Raw genomic sequence first — 19,047 nt, 5'->3', positions numbered from 1 at the left:
AGGGAGAAGGGCGGAATGGCGCCGGGCCAGTTATGTCCGGACGGTTTCCTCTCCTGTAGGAGAGAAGCTTAGGGTTAGGGGGCAACAGGGGCACGGCGCGTCAGCCCCGGCGCCTGCCACATCGAGGTCGTTAATCCGCTGTCCACCAGACCGAGCTGCTCGGCGTACACCGACTGCCATTTGATCATCATCTCGTGATACAGCTCGCGATGCGCCGGATTGGGCGTAAATTCCCGGTGCCAGCTCACCAGCTTCTCGCCCGTCGCCGCCATATCGCCGTACAGCCCGGCACCGGTGCCGGCGGCGATCGCGCAGCCCAGCGCCGTCGCCTCGCGGACCTCCGGCACCCGCACCGGGAGGCCGGTGACATCGCTGAGGATCTGGCTCCACAGCGCGCCTTTTGAGCCCCCGCCCGCAAAGACCAGGCTGTCAAACTGCACGCCGGAAAACTGCGAAATCTGCGCCAGGTTGCAGGCGGAGACAATCGCCGCGTTCTCTTCCAGCGCGCGGAAAAGCGTGGCCTTATTGCATTTTTCCGGGTCGATGGAGAGGTTAATAAACGACGGCGCGGCGTGGTACCACTGCTTAAAGTGCATGGCGTCAGAGAAAATCGGCATCACCCCGTGGGAACCCGCCGGCACGCGGCTGGCCATCTCTTCGAGCAGGCTGTAGGCGTCGACGCCGAGGCGCCCGGCAATCAGCTTCTCTTCCGCGCAGAACGCGTCGCGGAACCAACGCATGGTCAGGCCGGTGAAGAAGCTGATGGACTCCGCCTGCGCCATGCCGGGAATGACGTGCGGGTTAACGCGAATATTCATCTCCGGGTCAGTTCGGACTTCCGGCAGATTAACCACCTGCTGCCAGAAAGTGCCGCCGAGCACCGCCGTCTGCCCGGCGCGCACCACGCCGAGACCCAGGCAGCCGAGCTGGACGTCGCCGCCGCCCATCACCACCGGCGTGCCCGCGCGCAGCCCGCTTTGCGCCGCCGCTGCGTCGGTCACCGCTCCCAGTACGCTGCCGGTCTCTTTGACCGGCGAGAGAATATCGGCCCGCAGTCCGGCCATATCCAGCAGCGCCGGGCGCCAGTCGCGGCTGAACAGGTCGAGCATGCCGGTGGTTCCGGCGTTAGATGGGTCGACCGCCAGCTCGCCGGAGAGCTTCGCCGCCAGCCAGTCGCTGATCATGGTGATGGTCGCCGCCTTGCGGTAGATATCCGGGCGATGGTGGGCCAGCCACAGCAGGCGCGGCATGGCGCTCAGTGCCAGGGTCTGCCCGGACACGCCGTACACTTCGGATTCAAAACGGTCGTCGTGGATCTCTTTGAGCTCCGCCACCTCGCGGCTGGCGCGGGCGTCAACGTTGGCGCAGGCCCAGATGGCCTCGCCGTTGCGGTCGTAAAGCACGATGCCTTCACGCATCGAGCAGCAGGCCACGGACTGAATATCTGCCGCAGAGAGATGGGCGGCGGCCAGCGCCTGACGGATACACTGGCAGGCCAGCTGCCAGTTGGTGCCAAGGTCGAACTCCATCGAGCCGGGGACATTGTCCACGCTCAGGTGCTTCCATTCGGCCTGGCCGACCGCCATCTGGCGGCCCTGGAGATCGAATACGACCGCCCGAATGCTGCCGGTCCCGGCATCTAACGCTAACAGGTAACTCATGACATGCGCCTCGCTCGTGTTGCGCGGCGCAGGGCCGTTATGAGGCCAGCGTCAGCACCGCGCGTGCTGTTGTCTCTTCCGTTACCAGGCCATTAATCCGCTTGCCGATAAGGGCCGCGTAAATCGCCTGCGCTTTTTCTGTGCCCCCGGCGACGCCCACGATGGTCGGCAGCTGCGCCAGCTCATCAAGGGTGACGCCGAGCAGTTCCCGATGGATCTCCAGCCCTTCAACCGGTTTGCCGTCGGCCTGCAGGAAATAACCTAAAATGTCGCCGACCGCGCCTTTGCGGGCGTACATCAGCTGTTCGCCTTCGCTGATATAGCCGGAGCGCAGGATGGTGGCGTCCCGGCGCTGGTCAATGGCGCCGATACCTACCACCGCCGCATCCGCCGCCGTCGCGGCGAGGATCACGTCGCGGACGCTCGATTCCCGGCGCAGGATCTCCGCCACATCCGCCGATGACACCCTCAGCGGCGCGGGGATCATGCTGACGCTACAGGCGGCATCCAGCTGGCCAATGCCGGTCATATACGGACCTACGCCGCCGGAAAGCGTCACCAGCCGAACCTGCTGGGAGCCGATAAACCCGCTCAGGTGCTGCAGGCAGCTCATGGTGGCTTCGCCAAAGCCCACCGCCAGCAGCTGTCCCGGCTCCAGCACGCCCATTAACGATTGCGCCGCGCCAATCCCCAGGCGGGTGTTCATCGGCGGGGTATTCAGCGCCGGCAGCACGCGGGCAATTTTCAGACCGAAGCGCTGCTGAAGTTCGGTTTCCAGCGCCAGGCAGCCCTCATAGCGCGAATTAATCTGGACGCGGATCACCCCCGACTGGCGGCCCTTCTCCAGCAGGCGGGAGATCTTTAACCGCGGCAGCCCTAAACGCTCGCCGATGTCGTTCTGCGTCAGGCCGTCGTGGTAGTAACACCACGCCACCCGCGCCACCAGCTCCTCCTCGGCTAACGCCAGCCCGGCGTAGCGGCTCTCTTCCGTAATGCGTTTTTCGCTCATAAAGTGAACTCTTATAAAAATTTAGATCATATGTTCGTTATTGCGCGGTCGGAAAATGTGAGCCGACTGGCAAAACGGATCTTTCGTTGTCCGCTGGTTTTCTTCAAACGATCGAAAGCATAAAACTGTGATCGTTGCACGGTTGTAAATATAGTTCACCGTCTACGCTTTTGAACATTATTAATTTAAAAAATCTTTTGTTCAAAATGAGGCGCGATGATGAAGCCACTGCTTGAAGCTCGCCAAATCGGCAAACAGTTCTCCGGCGTCACCGTGCTGAAGCAGATTGATTTCACGCTGCTTTCCGGCCAGGTGCACGCGCTGATGGGCGGTAACGGCGCCGGAAAATCGACGCTGATGAAGATTATCGCCGGGGTAGAGACCCCCGACAGCGGTGAGCTCATCCTCGGCGAACGTACATTTGCGCGCCTTACTCCCGCCCAGGCCCATCAGCAGGGCGTGTATCTGGTGCCGCAGGAACCGATGTTATTCCCCAATCTGACGGTGCGGGAAAATATTCTTTTTCGTCTGCCAAAGCGGGCGGATACCGAGGCCCCCCTGCAGGAAAAGCTTCAGCAGCTTAGCTGCCAGCTTAACCTTGAGGCGGCGGCCAGCACCCTGGAAGTCGCCGACCAACAAATGGTGGAGATCCTGCGCGGGCTGATGCGTGACGCGCAGATCCTGATCCTTGATGAACCCACCGCCTCATTGACGCCGGGGGAAACCGAGCGCCTGTTTCGCCAGATCCGCTCTTTGCAGGCGCTCGGCGTCGGGATCGTGTTTATCTCGCACAAGCTGCCGGAGATCCGCCAGGTCGCCAGCCACGTCTCGGTGATGCGCGACGGCGCGGTGGTGCTGAGCGGGGAAACCGCGCACTACGGCGACAACCAGCTAATCGGCGCAATGACGCCCGTCAGCCGCGATCGTGCGCTGAGCGACACGCAAAAGCTGTGGCTGGCGCTGCCGGGCAATCGCCGCACTCAGGCGCAGGATTTCCCGGTCCTTAGAGTAGAAGATCTGACCGGAGAAGGTTTTATCGATCTCAACCTGGAGATCCGCGCCGGGGAGATCGTCGGCCTCGCCGGGCTGGTCGGATCCGGGCGCACCGAATTTGCCGAAACGCTCTACGGTCTGCGACCGGCGCGCGCCGGGCGGGTATGGCTGGAAAACCGCGATATCAGCCGCGACAGTACGCGCGCCAGGCTGGCCTGCGGGCTGGTCTATCTGCCGGAGGACAGGCAGGTTTCCGGGCTGTTTCTCGATGCGCCGGTGCGCTGGAACACGGTGATGTTTAACCAGCCGTCGCTGTGGCAGCAGAACAGGCGCGAAGCGGCGGTGGTGGAGCGCTATCACCGGGCGCTGGGGATCAAAATGGCCGATGGCGATCGCCCGGTGCGCACGCTCTCCGGCGGTAACCAGCAGAAGGTACTGCTGGCGCGCTGCCTGGAGGCTAACCCGCTGCTGCTGATCGTCGATGAGCCGACCCGCGGCGTGGACGTTTCCGCCCGCGCCGACATCTATCAGCTGTTGAAAAGCGTCGCCGCGCAGAACGTGGCGGTATTGATGATCTCCAGCGATCTCGACGAGTTCGTTGGCCTGGCCGATCGGGTGCTGGTGATGCATCAGGGCAGGCAGAGCGGCGAGCTGGCGCAGCAGGCGGTCAGCGTTGACCGGATGATGACCCTGGCCTTCGGAGGACAGGCATGAAAACGTTATTAAAGAATCGTGAACTGAGCGCCTTTCTCGCCATCGTGGTGCTGTTTGCCGGGCTGGTGGCGCTCAACCCGGCTTATTTCAGTTTGCAAACCCTGGCTATGATCTTTGCCAGCGCGCAGATCCTTTGCCTGCTGGCGCTGGGGGCGACGCTGGTGATGCTGACCCGCAATATCGACGTTTCGGTAGGCTCCACCGTCGGCCTGAGCGCTATCGCGACAGGCGTGGCGCTGAATAGCGGGTATGGCCTGATGACCGCCATCGCCTTCGCGCTGGCGATCGGCGCGCTGGCCGGCGCCTTTAACGGCCTACTGGTGGTGGGGCTGCGCATCCCGGCGATTGTCGCCACCCTCGGCACCCTCGGGCTCTATCGCGGGGTGATGCTGCTGTGGACCGGCGGTAAGTGGATTGAAGGCTTGCCGAACAGCCTGAAGGCGCTGTCGGAGCCGGCGTTCGTCGGTATTTCGCCGCTGGGCTGGCTGGTGCTGGCGCTGCTGCTGGCGGGCGGCTGGATACTGTCGCGCACCGCCTTTGGCCGTGATTTTTACGCCGTCGGCGATAACCTCGCCGCGGCCCGCCAGCTCGGGGTGGCGGTGAACCGCACGCGGATGCTGGCATTTACCCTTAACGGCATGCTGGCGGCCTGCGCCGGGATTGTGTTCGCCGCGCAGATTGGCTTTGTGCCCAATCAGACCGGCAGCGGCCTGGAGATGAAGGCCATCGCCGCCTGCGTGCTCGGCGGGATCTCGCTGCTTGGCGGTACCGGCACGCTGCTGGGCGCTTTTCTCGGCGCCTTCTTCCTCACTCAAATTGACACCGTGCTGGTGCTGTTCCGTCTCCCGGCGTGGTGGAACGACTTCATCGCCGGCCTGGTGCTGCTCGGCGTACTGGTGCTCGACGGGCGGCTGCGTCAGGCGCTGGCCCGCCATCAGCGGGCACTGAAGTACAGCCGCTTTCAGCCCGGTAATAAAGGGGGCAAGCGAGTGGCCCCGTTTCCCGAACGCAAAAACAAAGAGGTGGCGTAAATGAAGCTCAACTGGGAAAGCGCGCTGCTGGCGCTACTGGTGCTGGAGATCCTGCTGTTTGGCGCCCTGAATCCGCGCATGCTGGATCTCAATATGCTGCTGTTCAGCACCAGCGACTTTATCTGCATTGGCATCGTGGCGCTGCCGCTGACGCTAGTAATTATCAGCGGCGGGATTGATATTTCGCTCGGTTCCACCATCGGCCTGTGCGCCATCGCGCTGGGGGTGATGATGCAGGCGGGCTGGCCCATGAGCCTCGCGATCCCCCTGACGCTGCTGCTCGGCCTGCTGTGCGGGTTGCTGAACGCGGCGCTGATTCATTACACCGGCATTAGCCCGCTGGTGATTACGCTCGGCACCCTGTACCTCTACGGCGGCGGCGCGCTGCTGCTTTCTGGCATGGCCGGGGCAACCGGCTACGAAGGCATCGGCGGATTCCCGGATAGCTTTACCGCCTTCGCCAACCTGACCCTGTTCGGCCTGCCGATACCGCTGGTGCTGTTCGCCGTTATCACCTTTTTCTTCTGGCTGCTGGCCCACCGCGGGCGCTTTGGGCGGCATCTTTTTCTGCTCGGGCAGAACCCGCGCGCCGCGCGCTACGCCGCGCTTTCCGTTAACGGGATGCCCTACGCGCTGTATGGCCTGGTGGGCGTGGCGTCGGCGGTAGCGGCGCTGGTGATGGTCTCCTATTTCGGCTCGGCGCGCTCGGACTTAGGCCGCGACCTGCTGATGCCGGCGTTGACCGCCGCGGTGCTCGGCGGGGCCAATATCTACGGCGGTTCCGGCTCGATCGTCGGCACGGCGCTGGCCGCGCTGCTGGTGGGCTATTTACAACAAGGTTTGCAAATGGTCGGCATCCCCAACCAGGTGTCGAGCGCGCTGTCAGGGGCGCTGTTGGTTGTGGTGGTGATGGGGCGTTCGCTGAGCCTGCACCGTGAATGGGTGCGGATGAGCTGGCGGCGTCTTTTCTCGCGTAAAACAATCGGAGCATAAAATGAAAACAAAACTGATCGTGCTGGCGATGGCGCTGGGTATGGCATCGGCCCAGGCGGCGGACCGTATCGCCTTTATTCCTAAGCTGGTTGGCGTCGGCTTCTTTACCAGCGGCGGTAACGGCGCGAAAGAGGCGGGCAAAGCGCTCGGCGTGGACGTCACCTACGACGGCCCGACCGAACCGAGCGTCTCCGGCCAGGTGCAGCTGATCAACAACTTCGTCAACCAGGGCTACAACGCGATTATCGTCTCCGCCGTATCGCCGGACGGGCTGTGCCCGGCGCTGAAGCGGGCGATGCAGCGCGGGGTGAAGGTCCTGACCTGGGACTCCGATACCAAACCAGAGTGCCGCAGCATCTATATCAACCAGGGGACGCCGCAGCAGCTCGGCGGCCTGCTGGTGGAGATGGCGGAAAAGCAGGTGACGAAGCCTGGCGCCAAAGTGGCGTTTTTCTACTCCAGCCCGACGGTGACCGACCAGAACCAGTGGGTAAAAGAGGCGAAGGCCAAAATCGAAAAAGCGCATCCGCAGTGGGAAGTGGTGACCACGCAGTTTGGCTATAACGACGCCACTAAATCGCTGCAAACCGCCGAGGGGATCTTAAAAGCGTACCCGGATCTCGACGCCATTATCGCCCCGGACGCCAACGCGCTTCCGGCGGCCGCCCAGGCGGCAGAGAACCTCAAGCGCCAGGGCGTGGCGATTGTCGGCTTTAGTACCCCGAACGTGATGCGCCCCTACGTGGAGCGCGGCACGGTAAAAGCCTTCGGCCTGTGGGACGTGGTGCAGCAGGGCAAGATCGCGGTTAACGTCGCCGATCGTCTGCTGAAAAAGGGCGATCTTAACGTCGGCGACAGCGTTGATGTGAAAGATCTCGGCGTCCTGAAAGTCGAGCCCAACAGCGTACAGGGCTATCAGTATGAAGCGAAAGGCAACGGCATCGTGCTGCTGCCGGAGCGGGTGGTGTTCACCAAAGAGAATATCAATAACTACGATTTCTGATGGAGAATGAGATGGCTGATTTAGACGATATCAAAGAGGGAAAAAACTTCGGCTTAGACCGTCCGCAGCAGAATACGCTCTATACGCTGAAGGGCTGCGGGTCGCTGGAGTGGGGGATGCAGTCGCGGCTGGCGCGTATCTTCAACCCGCAGAGCAACCGTACGGTGATGCTGGCGTTCGACCACGGCTATTTTCAGGGGCCGACCACCGGGCTGGAGCGTATCGATCTCTCTATTGCGCCGTTGTTCGAAGAGACCGACGTGCTGATGTGCACCCGCGGCGTGCTGCGCAGTCAGGTGCCGGCGGCGACCAACAAACCGGTGGTGCTGCGCGCTTCCGGCGGCAACTCGATCCTCAGCGAACTTTCCAACGAGTGCGTGGCGGTGGCGATGGAGGACGCGCTGCGCCTGAACGTCTGCGCGGTGGCGGCGCAGGTCTATATCGGCAGCGAGCATGAGCATCAGTCGATCAACAACATTATCAAGCTGGTGGACGCCGGCAACCGCTACGGTATGCCGGTGCTGGCGGTAACCGGCGTGGGCAAAGAGATGACCCGCGACGCCCGCTACTTCTCGCTGGCCAGCCGCATTGCCGCCGAAATGGGGGCGCAGTTCGTGAAAACCTACTTTGTTGAGGAAGGCTTTGAGAAAGTCACCGCCAGCTGCCCGGTGCCGATCGTCATCGCCGGGGGCAAAAAGCTGCCGGAGCAGGAGGCGCTGGAGATGTGCTGGCGGGCGATCGACCAGGGGGCTTCCGGCGTGGATATGGGGCGGAATATCTTCCAGTCCAGCGCGCCGCGCGCGATGCTGAAGGCGGTGAAAAAAGTGGTGCATGAGAACCTGAGCGCCCGCGAGGCGTATCAGTTCTGGCAGGAGGAAAAACAGGGAGAGCTGCAATGAACGTAACGCTGGTAGAAATCAATATCAAACCGGAACGGGTCGACGAGTTTCTTGAGGTGTTCCGCGCCAACCACGAAGGGGCGCTGCAGGAGCCGGGCAATCTGCGCTTTGACGTCCTGCAGGACCCGGAGGTGAAGACGCGCTTTTTTATCTATGAAGCCTATATCGACGATGACGCGGTGCTGGCGCACAAGAAAACCCCGCACTATCTGGCCTGCGTGGCGAAGCTGGAGGCGCTGATGTCGCAGCCGCGGCAGAAGCGCAGCTTTATCGGCCTGCTGCCGGAGGTGTAAGACGAGCCCTCACCCCGGCGGGGTGAGGGGACATCGTAGCTACTTACGGAAAAACTCGTTATACAGCATGTACAGATGCGCCGCGCTCCAGGAGAAGTTCGGCGCGCCCTGCTGAGCGCCGGTGAGCGGATTGTAGTTCTCCTGAATCGGGCCATCGGAGGTTAACCCCCGGGCGTGCCTGAAGAAGGCGCCCGCCAGCTGCAGCGCCTCTTCGCGGTGGCCGTAGCGCTCCATCCCTTTCAGGCCGAACCAGAACTGGTCCACCCACACGCGGCCGCGCCAGTAAATATCCGCGCCAAACGCCGGATTCGTTAATGCGGCGGTACCCAGCGGTACGAAAGTATTGAACTCTTTGTTGTCCAGCATCACCGAAATGACGTCATCGGCATGCGCCTGAGTGGCCGCGCCGTTGAACAGCGGCGACCAGCCCTCCGGCCCTTTGCCACGCTCGACGATCGGCTTACCGGCACAGCCGTTTGCCAGCGGCTGTGCTTCAATGCGAATGTCGTAATAGAATTTGCTCTGCGGGTCGAACATGCAGGTGTTGATATAGTCGGCGAGCTTTTGCGCCAGCGCCCGGTAGCGTTTTGCCTCCTCCGGCTTGCCGAGAAGGGTCGCCATTTCCGCCAGATAGTGGTTGTCGCTGTACATATAGCTGGCCTGATCGACCGACTCCTGCAGCAGCGAATAGCCGAGCAGATTGCCGCTTTTATCCCGGTTTTCAGCAAATTTCACCGTCCAGTCGCTGCGTTTGCCGCCGTCGGCGATGTATTTATCTAGCTGATCTTTATCGATAAAGCCGAAGACCGCCGCGTCGTCGCGCCCCGACTCCCAGGAGGCGGCCACCTGTGCCGGGATCTCCAGGCTGTCGTAATCGCCCTTCGCCGTCACCTGCTCGTAGGTTTTCAGGCCGGAAAGCGTCCGTTCTTTATCGCCCTTTTTCACGGTAAACAGCATCGCGCCATCGGCGGTGTTGTGCGCTTTATCGCGGGTCGCACCGTACTCCGGCACGCCGTTGCCGTTGTGGTCGCGGTTGCGCAGCCACCAGTCATGGTAGGCCACCAGCTTCGGGTACATTTCCGCCAGCCAGGCTTTATCTTTCGTGACGTTATAGACTTCCATCACCGACCAGGCCGCCAGGCTCGGTTTGGTATTCCGCTCGTTCCAGTTGCTGCCGTCGCCGCCGCGCTCCGGGCTCAGGTTCCAGGCGATCAGATCCGGAATGAACCCGGCATCCTGCGGCCGCACTTTATCGTCGGCGGCAATCTGCCAGGAGAAGACGGCGCGGATGTTCTCTTTCGCGATCTCCGGGTTGAAGTGGGCCATGGCGTAGGCCTGCTTCCAGGTATCCCACGGCCAGGTCTGGTTGCCGGAGAACCAGCGCCCGGTTACCGACGGCGTGACGGTGTTGTGCTTAACGGCGCCGCCCGGCGCGCGCCAGTTGCCGTTAAGGGTTTCGATCGCTTTCACCGCCACCCGGGTTTGCTGCGCCGTGGCATCAGGATTGGTCAGCCCCTTTTGCAGATAGCCGTTCCAGCGCGCCTCGGAAGCGCGCAGATAGTGCGCCGGTCGCGCCAGAATATCGCGGATTTGCGCTTTCTCAAGGCGCACCTGCTCGGCGTTCAGCAGGTGCGAATAGGTGGTATAGAACGTGGTCGAGCCGTTGATTTGCGCGCTGCTGGTGAATCGATGGCCATCGATTTGGGTGACCGTCGGCAGTGAGCGATGGATCTGATACTGCGATTCGCCGGATGTCATTAAATCCGATGCGGAACGGACTTTACCGAAGCTGACCGTCAGTCCGTCGTGGGTCGCGCTCAGGCGGCGCTGATAGTCCGGGAAGGCCTGGTCGATGGTTTGCGTTGACTGCGGTTTCCCCTCTTTGGCGGAGAGCGTCTCCAGCAGCTCGCCGTCCCAGACCAGCTTAAGCGGACCGCTGCTGGTGATTTTAGTCTCCAGTAAAGACGTGTGCGCGCTGGCAAAACGCAGGGTCATCTCGATCTGTACGCCGGGCGCGGAGAGCGTTTGCACCAGCGCCCCGGGCAGGCTCCAGGCCTGCATGGTGAAGGCCACTTTTTTGCCGTTCTGGTACACCGTCAGGCGATCGAAATGGGTCGCCATAAAGTTGATGTACTCCTCGGTGAGCAGCGCGGGCCCCGGAAAGCTGCCCATGGTGGCTGGACCGTCCGGCAGCAGATGCCCATGCCATGCGCCCAAATCGAAAAACGGGTTGAAACGCTGGTGGTCGTCGCCATCGAAATCCTGCATCGCCTGCGGCGCGCCGCTGCGGTTGATAACATTTTTAAAGTCATCCGCGGTCAGCGCGTGAGCGGAAAAGCTTAGCAGCAGGGCGCAGGCCAGCGGCGTCAGAGTGGTGATGATTTTCACGGTATTGATATCCCTTTTTACCAATAGAAATATTGCATCAGGAAAACCTGGTCGCTCGGGTCTCCGGAGGCGTTTTTCATGTAGAAGCGGCTGTCCGCGGCGGTCGCGAACCGTCCGCCGCCATATTCGTACCAGATGCCGAACTGCATAAACGAGGTGGTTTCCTCGGCGGCGCGATCCGGGCGGTGTTTGGCGTAGCTATAGGCGGTAGAGAGATACACGCCCTTGAGCGCTTCATACATGGCGCTGGCCATAAAGCCGGTCTCCGTTCCCGGCACGTTTTGCCCCCTGGCGCGCCCGGTATGGTGCCAGGCGCGGGCGGCGAGGTTGGGGGTGAGAATACCGGTTAACAAGAGCTGACCGGTACCGTCGGTCAGCTCAAGACCGTTCATCCAGGTGACCTTTTCGGCAATATCGTACTGGACGTAGCCGTTGATCATCGCCGGGTAGGTATATTTATCGTCGTAGCGGTCGTATTTGCCGAAATGGAGCCACGCTTTGCTTTCATCGTGGTGCCCGGCGGGCGTGGCGGTCACGCTGTAGCGAAAATCTCCCGCCAGGTTCTGCACCTTGAGCGCGTACATAATATCGCGCGTATTGGGGATCACGTAGCCGAGGTCGGGTGTAAAATCGCCCCACCACTGCAGATCGTCGAGCGATGAATCCTGGCGCAGGCTGAGCATAATCTCGGTGCTGCTATCGGTTTTATATCCGCCGTAGAGGCGGTTTATTCCACCTTCAAATCCGCCCCAGCCGTGGTCCGGTACCCAGGCATTCCCCTGACGATCGGCCTGGACCGTCCAGCCTTCGCCATAAATTAAGCCAAACCAGCTGCCGTGCTTTATTTCCAGCCCGCCTTCAATATAGGTGCCATCGCTATATTTATGTTTATCCTCGCCTTCTAAATCCATATATCCGCCGACCCCCAGTTCACCGTAAAAACGATAGGAAGTGGCGCTCAGTTGAGGCGTTTTCATATCATCATGTTCCGCCGGGTGAGCAACATCAGCCGCTACGGCAGGTGTGCAGAAGGCCAGGGCGGCAAGCGCCCCGTAAATCAAGTTATTCTTTTTCATCGCATTATTAAGAGATATTGTAATTTATTATTTTAGGGAAAATGGCTTATGACGCGTCGGAAGCCGGCGCCGCTTCAATTCTTTTTTCTTCTACCGTTAATCCCTTCACGTATTTGCTGTATTTCCACCACGCAAATCCGAGGAAGATAACAATGCCGCCGACGTTATAGAAAATAATGGTCAGAATATTGCCGCCGGTGGGAAAGGTTGAGGCGACGAAGCCGATAGCGAAAATAACAATCAGCATCGAGACCACCGTAATACCGGTGGTGCGTGAGCCCATTTTAAAATCGCGCGGCAGATGATCGAGCCTGCGGCGCAGGTTGAGATACGCCAGCATGATAAACAGCGGCGGCAGCATCGAGGCGGCGGCGGTCATGTTGATGATGGTGTTCATTAAATCCTGCACGGTACTGGAGCCCATCATCGGGATAATCATCAGCGGAATCACAATCAGGAACTGGATCCACGCCGCGCGCGCCGGTACGCCGTTTTGATTGAGCTCGACGGTTTTTTTACCAAATATGCCGGCCGGGATTTCGGAGAAAAAGATTTTGACCGGCGTCGCGGTCCACATTAATAACGAACCAAACATGGCGGTAAAGGAGACCAGGCCGACAAAACGGTTGACCACGATTTCCGGCAGGCCAAACCAGACCGCCATGCCGTGGAAGACCTGTACCGATCCGCCGGTATATTTCAGCGCTTTACTGCTGATAAACACGTTAATCAGCACCGAGGAAATGGAGTACAGCACGCCAATCACGATCCCGGCGAGGATAATGACCTTAACGAATGATTTCGATCCGCCTTTCACGTCATTGACGTACACCGCGACGGACTCCGCCCCGCCGGCCGCCATAAAGATCCAGGTGGTGATGCCGAGGAACGCCCAGTTAAAGTTCGGGATCATTGCGTCCACGGTAATCGGATCCGCTGGCTGAATACCGCCTACCAGCGCGCTGCCGGAAAGCAGAATGTAGGAGAGCGTCAGCAGCAGCATTAACGACGAGGTCACCGAGGTAATAGGACCCAGCATTTTTGCGCCGTTGGTGGACACCCAGGTCGACAGGGCGAACAGCGCCATGCTCAACATCGTGGTGGCGACGGGCGTCAGAATGTACTCGTAGCCGAGGAAGGCGTAGGAGGCATACGCGATGACTCTCGGCAGCAGCGAGGTGAAAAAGAACAGATTCACGAACCAGTAGGTGTAGGCGGTAATAAAGGCCCAGCGCCCGCCGAGGGAGCTTTTTACCCACGCATAAACCCCCGCTTCGGAGTTTTTATTCAGCGAAACGAATTCCGCGATGATCAGGCAGAAAGGAACGAAGTAGAGCAGGGTCGCGAGGAAGAACATCGGCGCCGACGCCAGCCCCAGCTCAATATTGTTATTGATCACGTTGTTAAAACTGAAGACGGCGGCGAAGGTCAGCGACAGCAGGCCGAACTTGCCGATGGTATTACGTTTGATATCAGACATAACACATCTCCACACATTGTCCTTCAGAGAATGGCCGAAGGGGATTGTGTTGTTTGTAGGGTAGAGGTAGTTAAGTATTGTGGTTAATTTTAGTAAAAATTTTAGTAAATAAAAGCGGTAAAAATGAATTGCTTTAACTCGATCACGAAAATGGTTGAGCGCGAGATCCTGGCTGGCGGGTAAAAAAAACCGCCAGACGATTTAACGCTGGCGGGAGGAACGGTCGCTTATTTCACCGGATTTACCGCTGATTTCAGCACCGATGGCTGGCTCTTGCGCTGTTTTTTCTCAAAGCGGGTTATCCACCACCACGCGAGTCCGGAGAAGACTGCGGTCATAAAGACGTTAATGAAGAAGGCATTCACCAGATCGACCCCCGGTGGGAAAGCCGAGGCGGTCATGCTGACCAGGAAAATCACCATCAGCATCGACACCACGGCCATCCCAACCTTTCGTGACCCCATGCGGAAGTCGCGCGGCGTGTCGTCGTGTTTCCAGCGGAAAACAAAGTAGGCGGCCATGATAAACAGCGGTGGTAGCATCGCGGTACCCGCGGTCAGGTTGATAGCGGTGTTCATCATTTGCTGAACGCTGGCGGAGCCGAAACCGTTTACGATGAGCATCAGAAAGACGAAGACAAATTGCCACCAGGCGGCGCGCACCGGCACGCCGTGGACGTTCAGCTCGGTTGTTTTTTTGCCATAGATGCCGGCAGGAATTTCAGAGAAGTGAATTTTTACCGGTGCGGCGGTCCACATCATCATGCTACCGAAAATGGCGATAAACAGAATGATGCCGACGAAGCGGCCCATCAGCGCTTCTGAAATATGGAAATAGGCGCCGAGGCCGGTGAAGATTTCCACCATGCCGGCCGCATAGGTCAGATCTTCACGTGCCACAAAGACGTTGACCAGCAAAGAGCCCAGCGCGTACATGCCGCCAATCAGGATCCCGGCGGTGATGATGACTTTAATAAACGATTTCTGCCCACCTTTGGTGTCGTTCAGGTACGCGGCGACGGTTTCAGCCCCGCCTGCCGCCTGGAAAATCCAGCACATGATCCCCAGCGTCGCCCAGTTGATGGTAGGCGCCATGGCGTGCAGCGTAATCGGCTGCGCGGGGACATGGCCCGCGCCCAGCGCGGTAAAAGCGCCGACCACGTAAATCGCAAATAGCGCGAAGACGCCATATGCCACGCATTCGGAGATTTTCCCCAGCCAGGTCGCGCCTTTAGTGGAAATGTGGGTGGCCATGGCGAACAGGACGATAGAGATCAGCGACGTGACCATCGGCGAGAAAGGAATGGCGTAACCCATAATGGCGTACGAGGCGTAGGCCACCACGTTCGGCAGCAGCGACAGGAAAAAGAACAGGTTCACAAACCAGTACAGGAACGAGCCGAGATAGGCCGCGCGGGTACCTAAAGGCTGCTTCAGCCAGGCGTACATACCTGATTCGGAATTCTTATTCGCTGACACGAATTCGGCGATGATAAACACAAACGGAATAAAATAGACCACCGTCGCAAACAGAAAGATAGGGGCGGAGCTGAGCCCTAACTCGATGTTGTTATTAACAATATTTCGTACGTTAAATACGGCGGCAAACGCCATCGACAGCAGGGCGAATTTACCTATTTTGGCACGAACTGATTCGGACATAAGTCCTCCGAAAAATTATCTGGCCCGCATTGAGGGTTAGGGCCGGGAAGGCCAGCGAGTCGATCCGCTGGCCTCATCTTGCTTCACGCGGGCTTACTTATTCAGGAAGTAGCCGTCTTCGATAGTTACTCTGAGCACCACCTTTTTGACCGGCGAGTCGCAGATAAAGCGATAGGCTTCATGGGTGTCGCAAATCACCATTTGTCCTTCGTGAACCTGCACGGTTTCACCAATACCTTTCAAATATTCACGGTCGGTTTCATCGCGATAGCAGGCCACGGTCTGCAGCTGCTCTTTGGCGGCAAACTCAATTTTTTGCTGACCCTGAAGGTAGTAATGCACCTCGAAATAGCGGCGGTTGCCAACGAACAGCGCATCCGTGGTGCTGTCGCTTGCCACGCGATAGGAGAGCGAATCGCCGATAGAGTGGGCCACCCCGGGCCGAATATTGTCGATGTTATTAATCGCTTCTACGCAGCGCTGCCATTTACGCCCACTGTGATAAATTTGCTTAAACTGTTCTAAATTATTGAGAATTCTCATTTTTCAGCCTCGCTGTGTGAATCGGAGGAAAAGAAACCGGCGCCAAAGCTATGATTCGCCAGCGTCTGCGAGGAAGCGCTCCCGCCTTCCAGCGGCAGCAGCGTAAAGCCATAGTTGAACGGTTTGAGCCAGACCCGCCAGCTATCCAGCACCTCGCTCCCCCAGGAGTTAGAGCCCAGGCCGAGCAGTTGGGCGTCGATATTCAGGGTGATGTCATCGCTGCGACGCAGTTCGTTACAGTGCTGCGCGGCGTGCAGATTCTCCGCCGTATAGTGCCAGGCGCTGATGTTGAGCGGATCGCGCGGGACCACCATCAGACCGCTGCCGTGACGGTCGGTAAACGCGGCCCAGCGGACGTGCTGGCGGTTGCCGTTGTTCTGCGGGAACGGATAGTTCACGAACATGTCGTCCACGGTGGTGCGCCAGAGGTCAATGATGTTGCTCTGCTGGCTGTCGGCGTAGTTTTCGCCGGGACCGCGACCGTAGTAATCCACCTGTTCAAACTGGCCGTTAATGCCCAGCATAAAACCGATGCACGGCACGATGTGCGGATAGTCGCCGTAACGTTCGCCCGCAAGCTCAACGTTAATATGGCCCTGCGGGGTAATCTGCCAGCGATAGGTGCAGCGCATGCCGAAATCGAAAACCGGCGGGGCGATGATGCTGCGGGCGGTGATAATCACCGTATCGTCGCGCTGCTCGGCGCTGAATTCGCGCAGATGCTCCTGCATGATTTGCAGATGATTGGGCTGCCACAGCCCTTCGTATTCCTGCTTGTGGTTATCAATCATTGGCTTGAAGAAGTTAATCTTCGGCTCACGGGTCACCTGGTCTACGCCGTTCACCTGCCATTCGCTCAGTTTGCCGCTGACTTTAGAGAAGACCACGCGGAAGTTATGCCCGGTGATGCTGTAGCTCAGTCGTTCATCAACTATCCGTAGCGGGGTTGCGCTGGCATTTATCAGCGGCGCTTTCGCTGTGGTCTGCTCCTTAAGCCGAAACTGGTAAACGGCGATCGGATGGTTGGCCTCGCTGTACGGCGTACGGGAATCTTTGGTTACCATGATGTTGACGAAGGTTTCGCGACCGTCCAGCTCCGGCAGGTCGATAGTGATATCGCGGCCGCTGTTTGGCGCAAGATCGCGCACCTTAAGCTGCTGGCTGGCAAGCGTAGCCCCCTCGGCGCGCACTTCCACGCGCAGGGTGTAGTCATCGAGGGTCGAGAACCAGAGCTTATTATCGATGCGCAGTTCGCCGCGGGCGATGTCGGTCGCCTGAACTTTTACCGGGGCGATAACCTGCTTGTACTCTCTGAGCCCGGGTCCAGGCGTCTGGTCGGAGAAAATCAGCCCGTCGAGGCAGAAGTTGTAGTTATTAGGATAGTCGCCGTAGTCGCCGCCGAATTTGTACCATACCGCGCCGCTGTCGTCGGTGGCCTGGATTCCGTGATCGCACCACTCCCATACGTAGTGGCCCTGAATACTGTCATGTTGATAGAACACGTTCTGGTATTCGCTCAGCCCGCCGGGACCGTTGCCCATCGCATGGGCGTATTCGCAGATAATCCGCGGCTTGGCATGCGGATATTCCCCAAATTCGTTCATCAGCGGTACGCGGGTATACATGGTGGAGATGATATCCACCACCTCCGCGTCGCGATCCTCTTCGTAATGCACCAGCCGGGTATCATCGATCGCCTTAGCGGCGTGATACATCGCGCGAATGTTGCAGCCGTAGCCGGACTCGTTGCCCAGCGACCAGATGACGATCGACGGATGGTTTTTCTGCGCGTGGACGTGGCGCACGATCCGCTCAACGTAAATATGCTCCCATGCCGGGTCATCGGTGATGGCGCTCAGGTTGCCGACGTTGGCGAAGCCGTGGGATTCGACATCGGTTTCCGCCATCACGAACAGGCCGTAAATGTCGCACATCTCATAGAAACGCGGGTCGTTGGGGTAGTGGGCGGTACGTACTGAGTTGATATTGTGCTGCTTCATCAGCAGCAGATCTTTCTCAACGCGATCCATCCCTACGGCGCGGCCCTTCAGATGGTCGTTGTCGTGACGGTTAACGCCGTGGAGCATCACGTAGCGGTTATTGATATAGAACAGGCCGTTGCGCACTTTGATATCGCGAAAACCGACGCGCTGCGGGATAACTTCGATAATCTCCCCGGCGGCGTTTTTCAGCGTCATCACCAGGTGATAGAGCCAGGGATTTTCTGCCGACCACTGCTGCGGCGCCTTCACGTCGATCGCAAAGTCGACGTTCAGCAGCTGGCTGACGCTCAGGCGCGGCGTTGCGCCTTCATACAGTACCTTTTCGCCGTCGAACAGCGCGTATTCCAGCGTCGCTGCGTCCGGCTGCGCGGCGAGATTTTCCAGCACCAGCTGGCAGGAGAGCGTGGCGTCGACGTAGTCATCGTTAAAATCGGTGCGCAGAGTGAAGTCCTGGACGTGAAGCGGGTTTTTGCCCACCAGATACACGTCGCGGAAGATACCCGCCGACCACCACATATCCTGATCTTCTATATAGGTGGAGTCCGCCCACTGCATGACGCGCACGCAAAGCAGGTTGTCGCCGATTTTTACCGCGTGACTAATATCAAACTCCGCCGTCAGGCGGCTGCCTTTGCTGAAACCGATGTACTGACCGTTAACGTACACTTCAAAATAGGTTTCGACGCCATCAAATTTAATCAGGGTCTGCTGGCCCTGCCAGCCCTCGCTGAGGGTAAAGATGCGCTGATAGGCGCCGGTAGGGTTGTCGGTCGGCACGTAGGGAACGTCAATCGGGAAAGGAAAGCCTTCGTCGGTGTACTGTAGCTGGCCGTGGCCTTCCATCTGCCACATTCCCGGTACGGTAATCGGCCCCCAGTCGCTCATGTATTGCGAGGTGAACGCTTCCGGCACCCGCAGCGGGTTGTTAAAGAAGCAGAAGTTCCACTGTCCGCTAAGGGACAAAAAGCGGCTGCTGGTTTCACGGGCGAAGGTTCGCGCCTGGGCCTGCGAATCGTAAGAGAAGAAATAGGCGCGCGGAGGCAGCCGGTTTTCATGAGTGAGTTGAAGATTTTCCCAGCGATTCATATCGCCTCCCTGAACGGACTAAACGGATAGAGGTTATTTTAGTAAAACTTTTACTAAATAAAACCGCCGGGAGCGATTTACTTTAACTCGATCACAAAATGAGCGTGACCGGGCGCCTGCGGTTGGCGTCGGGAAGGGGACATTCCCGGAGGCGATGCTGCGCATCTGTCCGGGCTACCGTTTGGCAGACGGCGGTGAACCCGTAGCCCGGGCA

General features: G+C 59.2%; 14 protein-coding genes. 6 read left to right on the top strand and 8 right to left on the bottom strand.

Going from position 1 to position 19,047, the window contains the following annotated elements; genetic code table 11:
• Window positions 1-74 precede the first annotated feature (74 nt).
• Both lsrK and lsrR read right to left on the bottom strand, forming a co-directional pair.
• Window positions 75-1,661, bottom strand: a complete 1,587-nt coding sequence (gene lsrK / locus ABLU67_RS12940) for an autoinducer-2 kinase (protein WP_224225444.1) — start codon at window positions 1,659-1,661, stop codon at window positions 75-77.
• A gap of 37 nt (window positions 1,662-1,698) precedes the next feature.
• Window positions 1,699-2,670 carry a transcriptional regulator LsrR gene (gene lsrR, locus ABLU67_RS12935; protein WP_004105944.1) on the bottom strand — a complete coding sequence of 324 codons (972 nt, stop codon included), beginning with the start codon at window positions 2,668-2,670 and terminating at the stop codon, window positions 1,699-1,701.
• A 219-nt stretch (window positions 2,671-2,889) separates the two neighbouring features.
• Here lsrR and lsrA point away from each other — a divergent pair, with 219 nt between their 5' ends.
• From lsrA to lsrG, 6 genes are read left to right on the top strand one after another with little or no spacing between them, the layout of a single operon-like run.
• Window positions 2,890-4,377 carry an autoinducer 2 ABC transporter ATP-binding protein LsrA gene (gene lsrA, locus ABLU67_RS12930; RefSeq protein ID WP_224373420.1) on the top strand — a complete coding sequence of 496 codons (1,488 nt, stop codon included), beginning with the start codon at window positions 2,890-2,892 and terminating at the stop codon, window positions 4,375-4,377.
• Complete coding sequence (lsrC, locus tag ABLU67_RS12925; protein WP_109241067.1) at window positions 4,374-5,408, top strand: autoinducer 2 ABC transporter permease LsrC; 1,035 nt, start codon at window positions 4,374-4,376, stop codon at window positions 5,406-5,408. Before lsrA ends, lsrC begins: the two co-directional genes overlap by 4 nt.
• On the top strand, window positions 5,409-6,401 hold the full coding sequence (gene lsrD / locus ABLU67_RS12920; protein WP_014226923.1) for an autoinducer 2 ABC transporter permease LsrD: 993 nt from the start codon (window positions 5,409-5,411) through the stop codon (window positions 6,399-6,401).
• A 1-nt stretch (window position 6,402) separates the two neighbouring features.
• Window positions 6,403-7,404, top strand: a complete 1,002-nt coding sequence (gene lsrB, locus ABLU67_RS12915) for an autoinducer 2 ABC transporter substrate-binding protein LsrB (protein WP_025108305.1) — start codon at window positions 6,403-6,405, stop codon at window positions 7,402-7,404.
• A gap of 11 nt (window positions 7,405-7,415) precedes the next feature.
• Window positions 7,416-8,303, top strand: coding sequence for a 3-hydroxy-5-phosphonooxypentane-2,4-dione thiolase (gene lsrF, locus ABLU67_RS12910; protein ID WP_004125444.1), 888 nt, complete (start codon window positions 7,416-7,418; stop codon window positions 8,301-8,303).
• Window positions 8,300-8,596: a (4S)-4-hydroxy-5-phosphonooxypentane-2,3-dione isomerase gene (gene lsrG / locus ABLU67_RS12905; protein ID WP_004854408.1), complete on the top strand. Its 297-nt coding sequence runs from the start codon at window positions 8,300-8,302 to the stop codon at window positions 8,594-8,596. The genes lsrF and lsrG overlap by 4 nt, the downstream gene beginning before the upstream one ends.
• A 39-nt stretch (window positions 8,597-8,635) precedes the next feature.
• Here lsrG and ygjK read toward each other — a convergent pair whose 3' ends face one another.
• The 6 genes from ygjK to ebgA form a co-directional block, all read right to left on the bottom strand.
• Window positions 8,636-10,984, bottom strand: a complete 2,349-nt coding sequence (gene ygjK / locus ABLU67_RS12900; RefSeq protein WP_265837245.1) for an alpha-glucosidase — start codon at window positions 10,982-10,984, stop codon at window positions 8,636-8,638.
• A gap of 17 nt (window positions 10,985-11,001) precedes the next feature.
• Window positions 11,002-12,060: a protein YgjJ gene (gene ygjJ, locus ABLU67_RS12895; RefSeq protein WP_064404288.1), complete on the bottom strand. Its 1,059-nt coding sequence runs from the start codon at window positions 12,058-12,060 to the stop codon at window positions 11,002-11,004.
• Between the two features lie 46 nt (window positions 12,061-12,106).
• A complete protein-coding gene (locus ABLU67_RS12890) occupies window positions 12,107-13,540 on the bottom strand; it encodes an amino acid permease (protein ID WP_154905612.1) in 1,434 nt (477 codons plus the stop codon).
• Between the two features lie 227 nt (window positions 13,541-13,767).
• Window positions 13,768-15,201 (bottom strand): amino acid permease, encoded by a 1,434-nt coding sequence (locus ABLU67_RS12885; RefSeq protein WP_014226913.1) that lies wholly within the window; start codon window positions 15,199-15,201, stop codon window positions 13,768-13,770.
• Between the two features lie 93 nt (window positions 15,202-15,294).
• A complete protein-coding gene (locus tag ABLU67_RS12880; protein WP_128696526.1) occupies window positions 15,295-15,744 on the bottom strand; it encodes a beta-galactosidase subunit beta in 450 nt (149 codons plus the stop codon).
• Window positions 15,741-18,833 (bottom strand): beta-galactosidase subunit alpha, encoded by a 3,093-nt coding sequence (gene ebgA / locus ABLU67_RS12875; RefSeq protein ID WP_348852323.1) that lies wholly within the window; start codon window positions 18,831-18,833, stop codon window positions 15,741-15,743. Before ebgA ends, ABLU67_RS12880 begins: the two co-directional genes overlap by 4 nt.
• Window positions 18,834-19,047: the final 214 nt, after the last annotated feature.

The organism is Klebsiella sp. GN_Kp190 (genome assembly GCF_040061795.1).
GTDB classification, from domain to species: Bacteria; Pseudomonadota; Gammaproteobacteria; order Enterobacterales; family Enterobacteriaceae; genus Klebsiella; species Klebsiella michiganensis.
The sequence above is the reverse complement of the archived record's forward strand: the minus strand, read 5'-3'. Positions and strand labels throughout refer to the sequence as shown.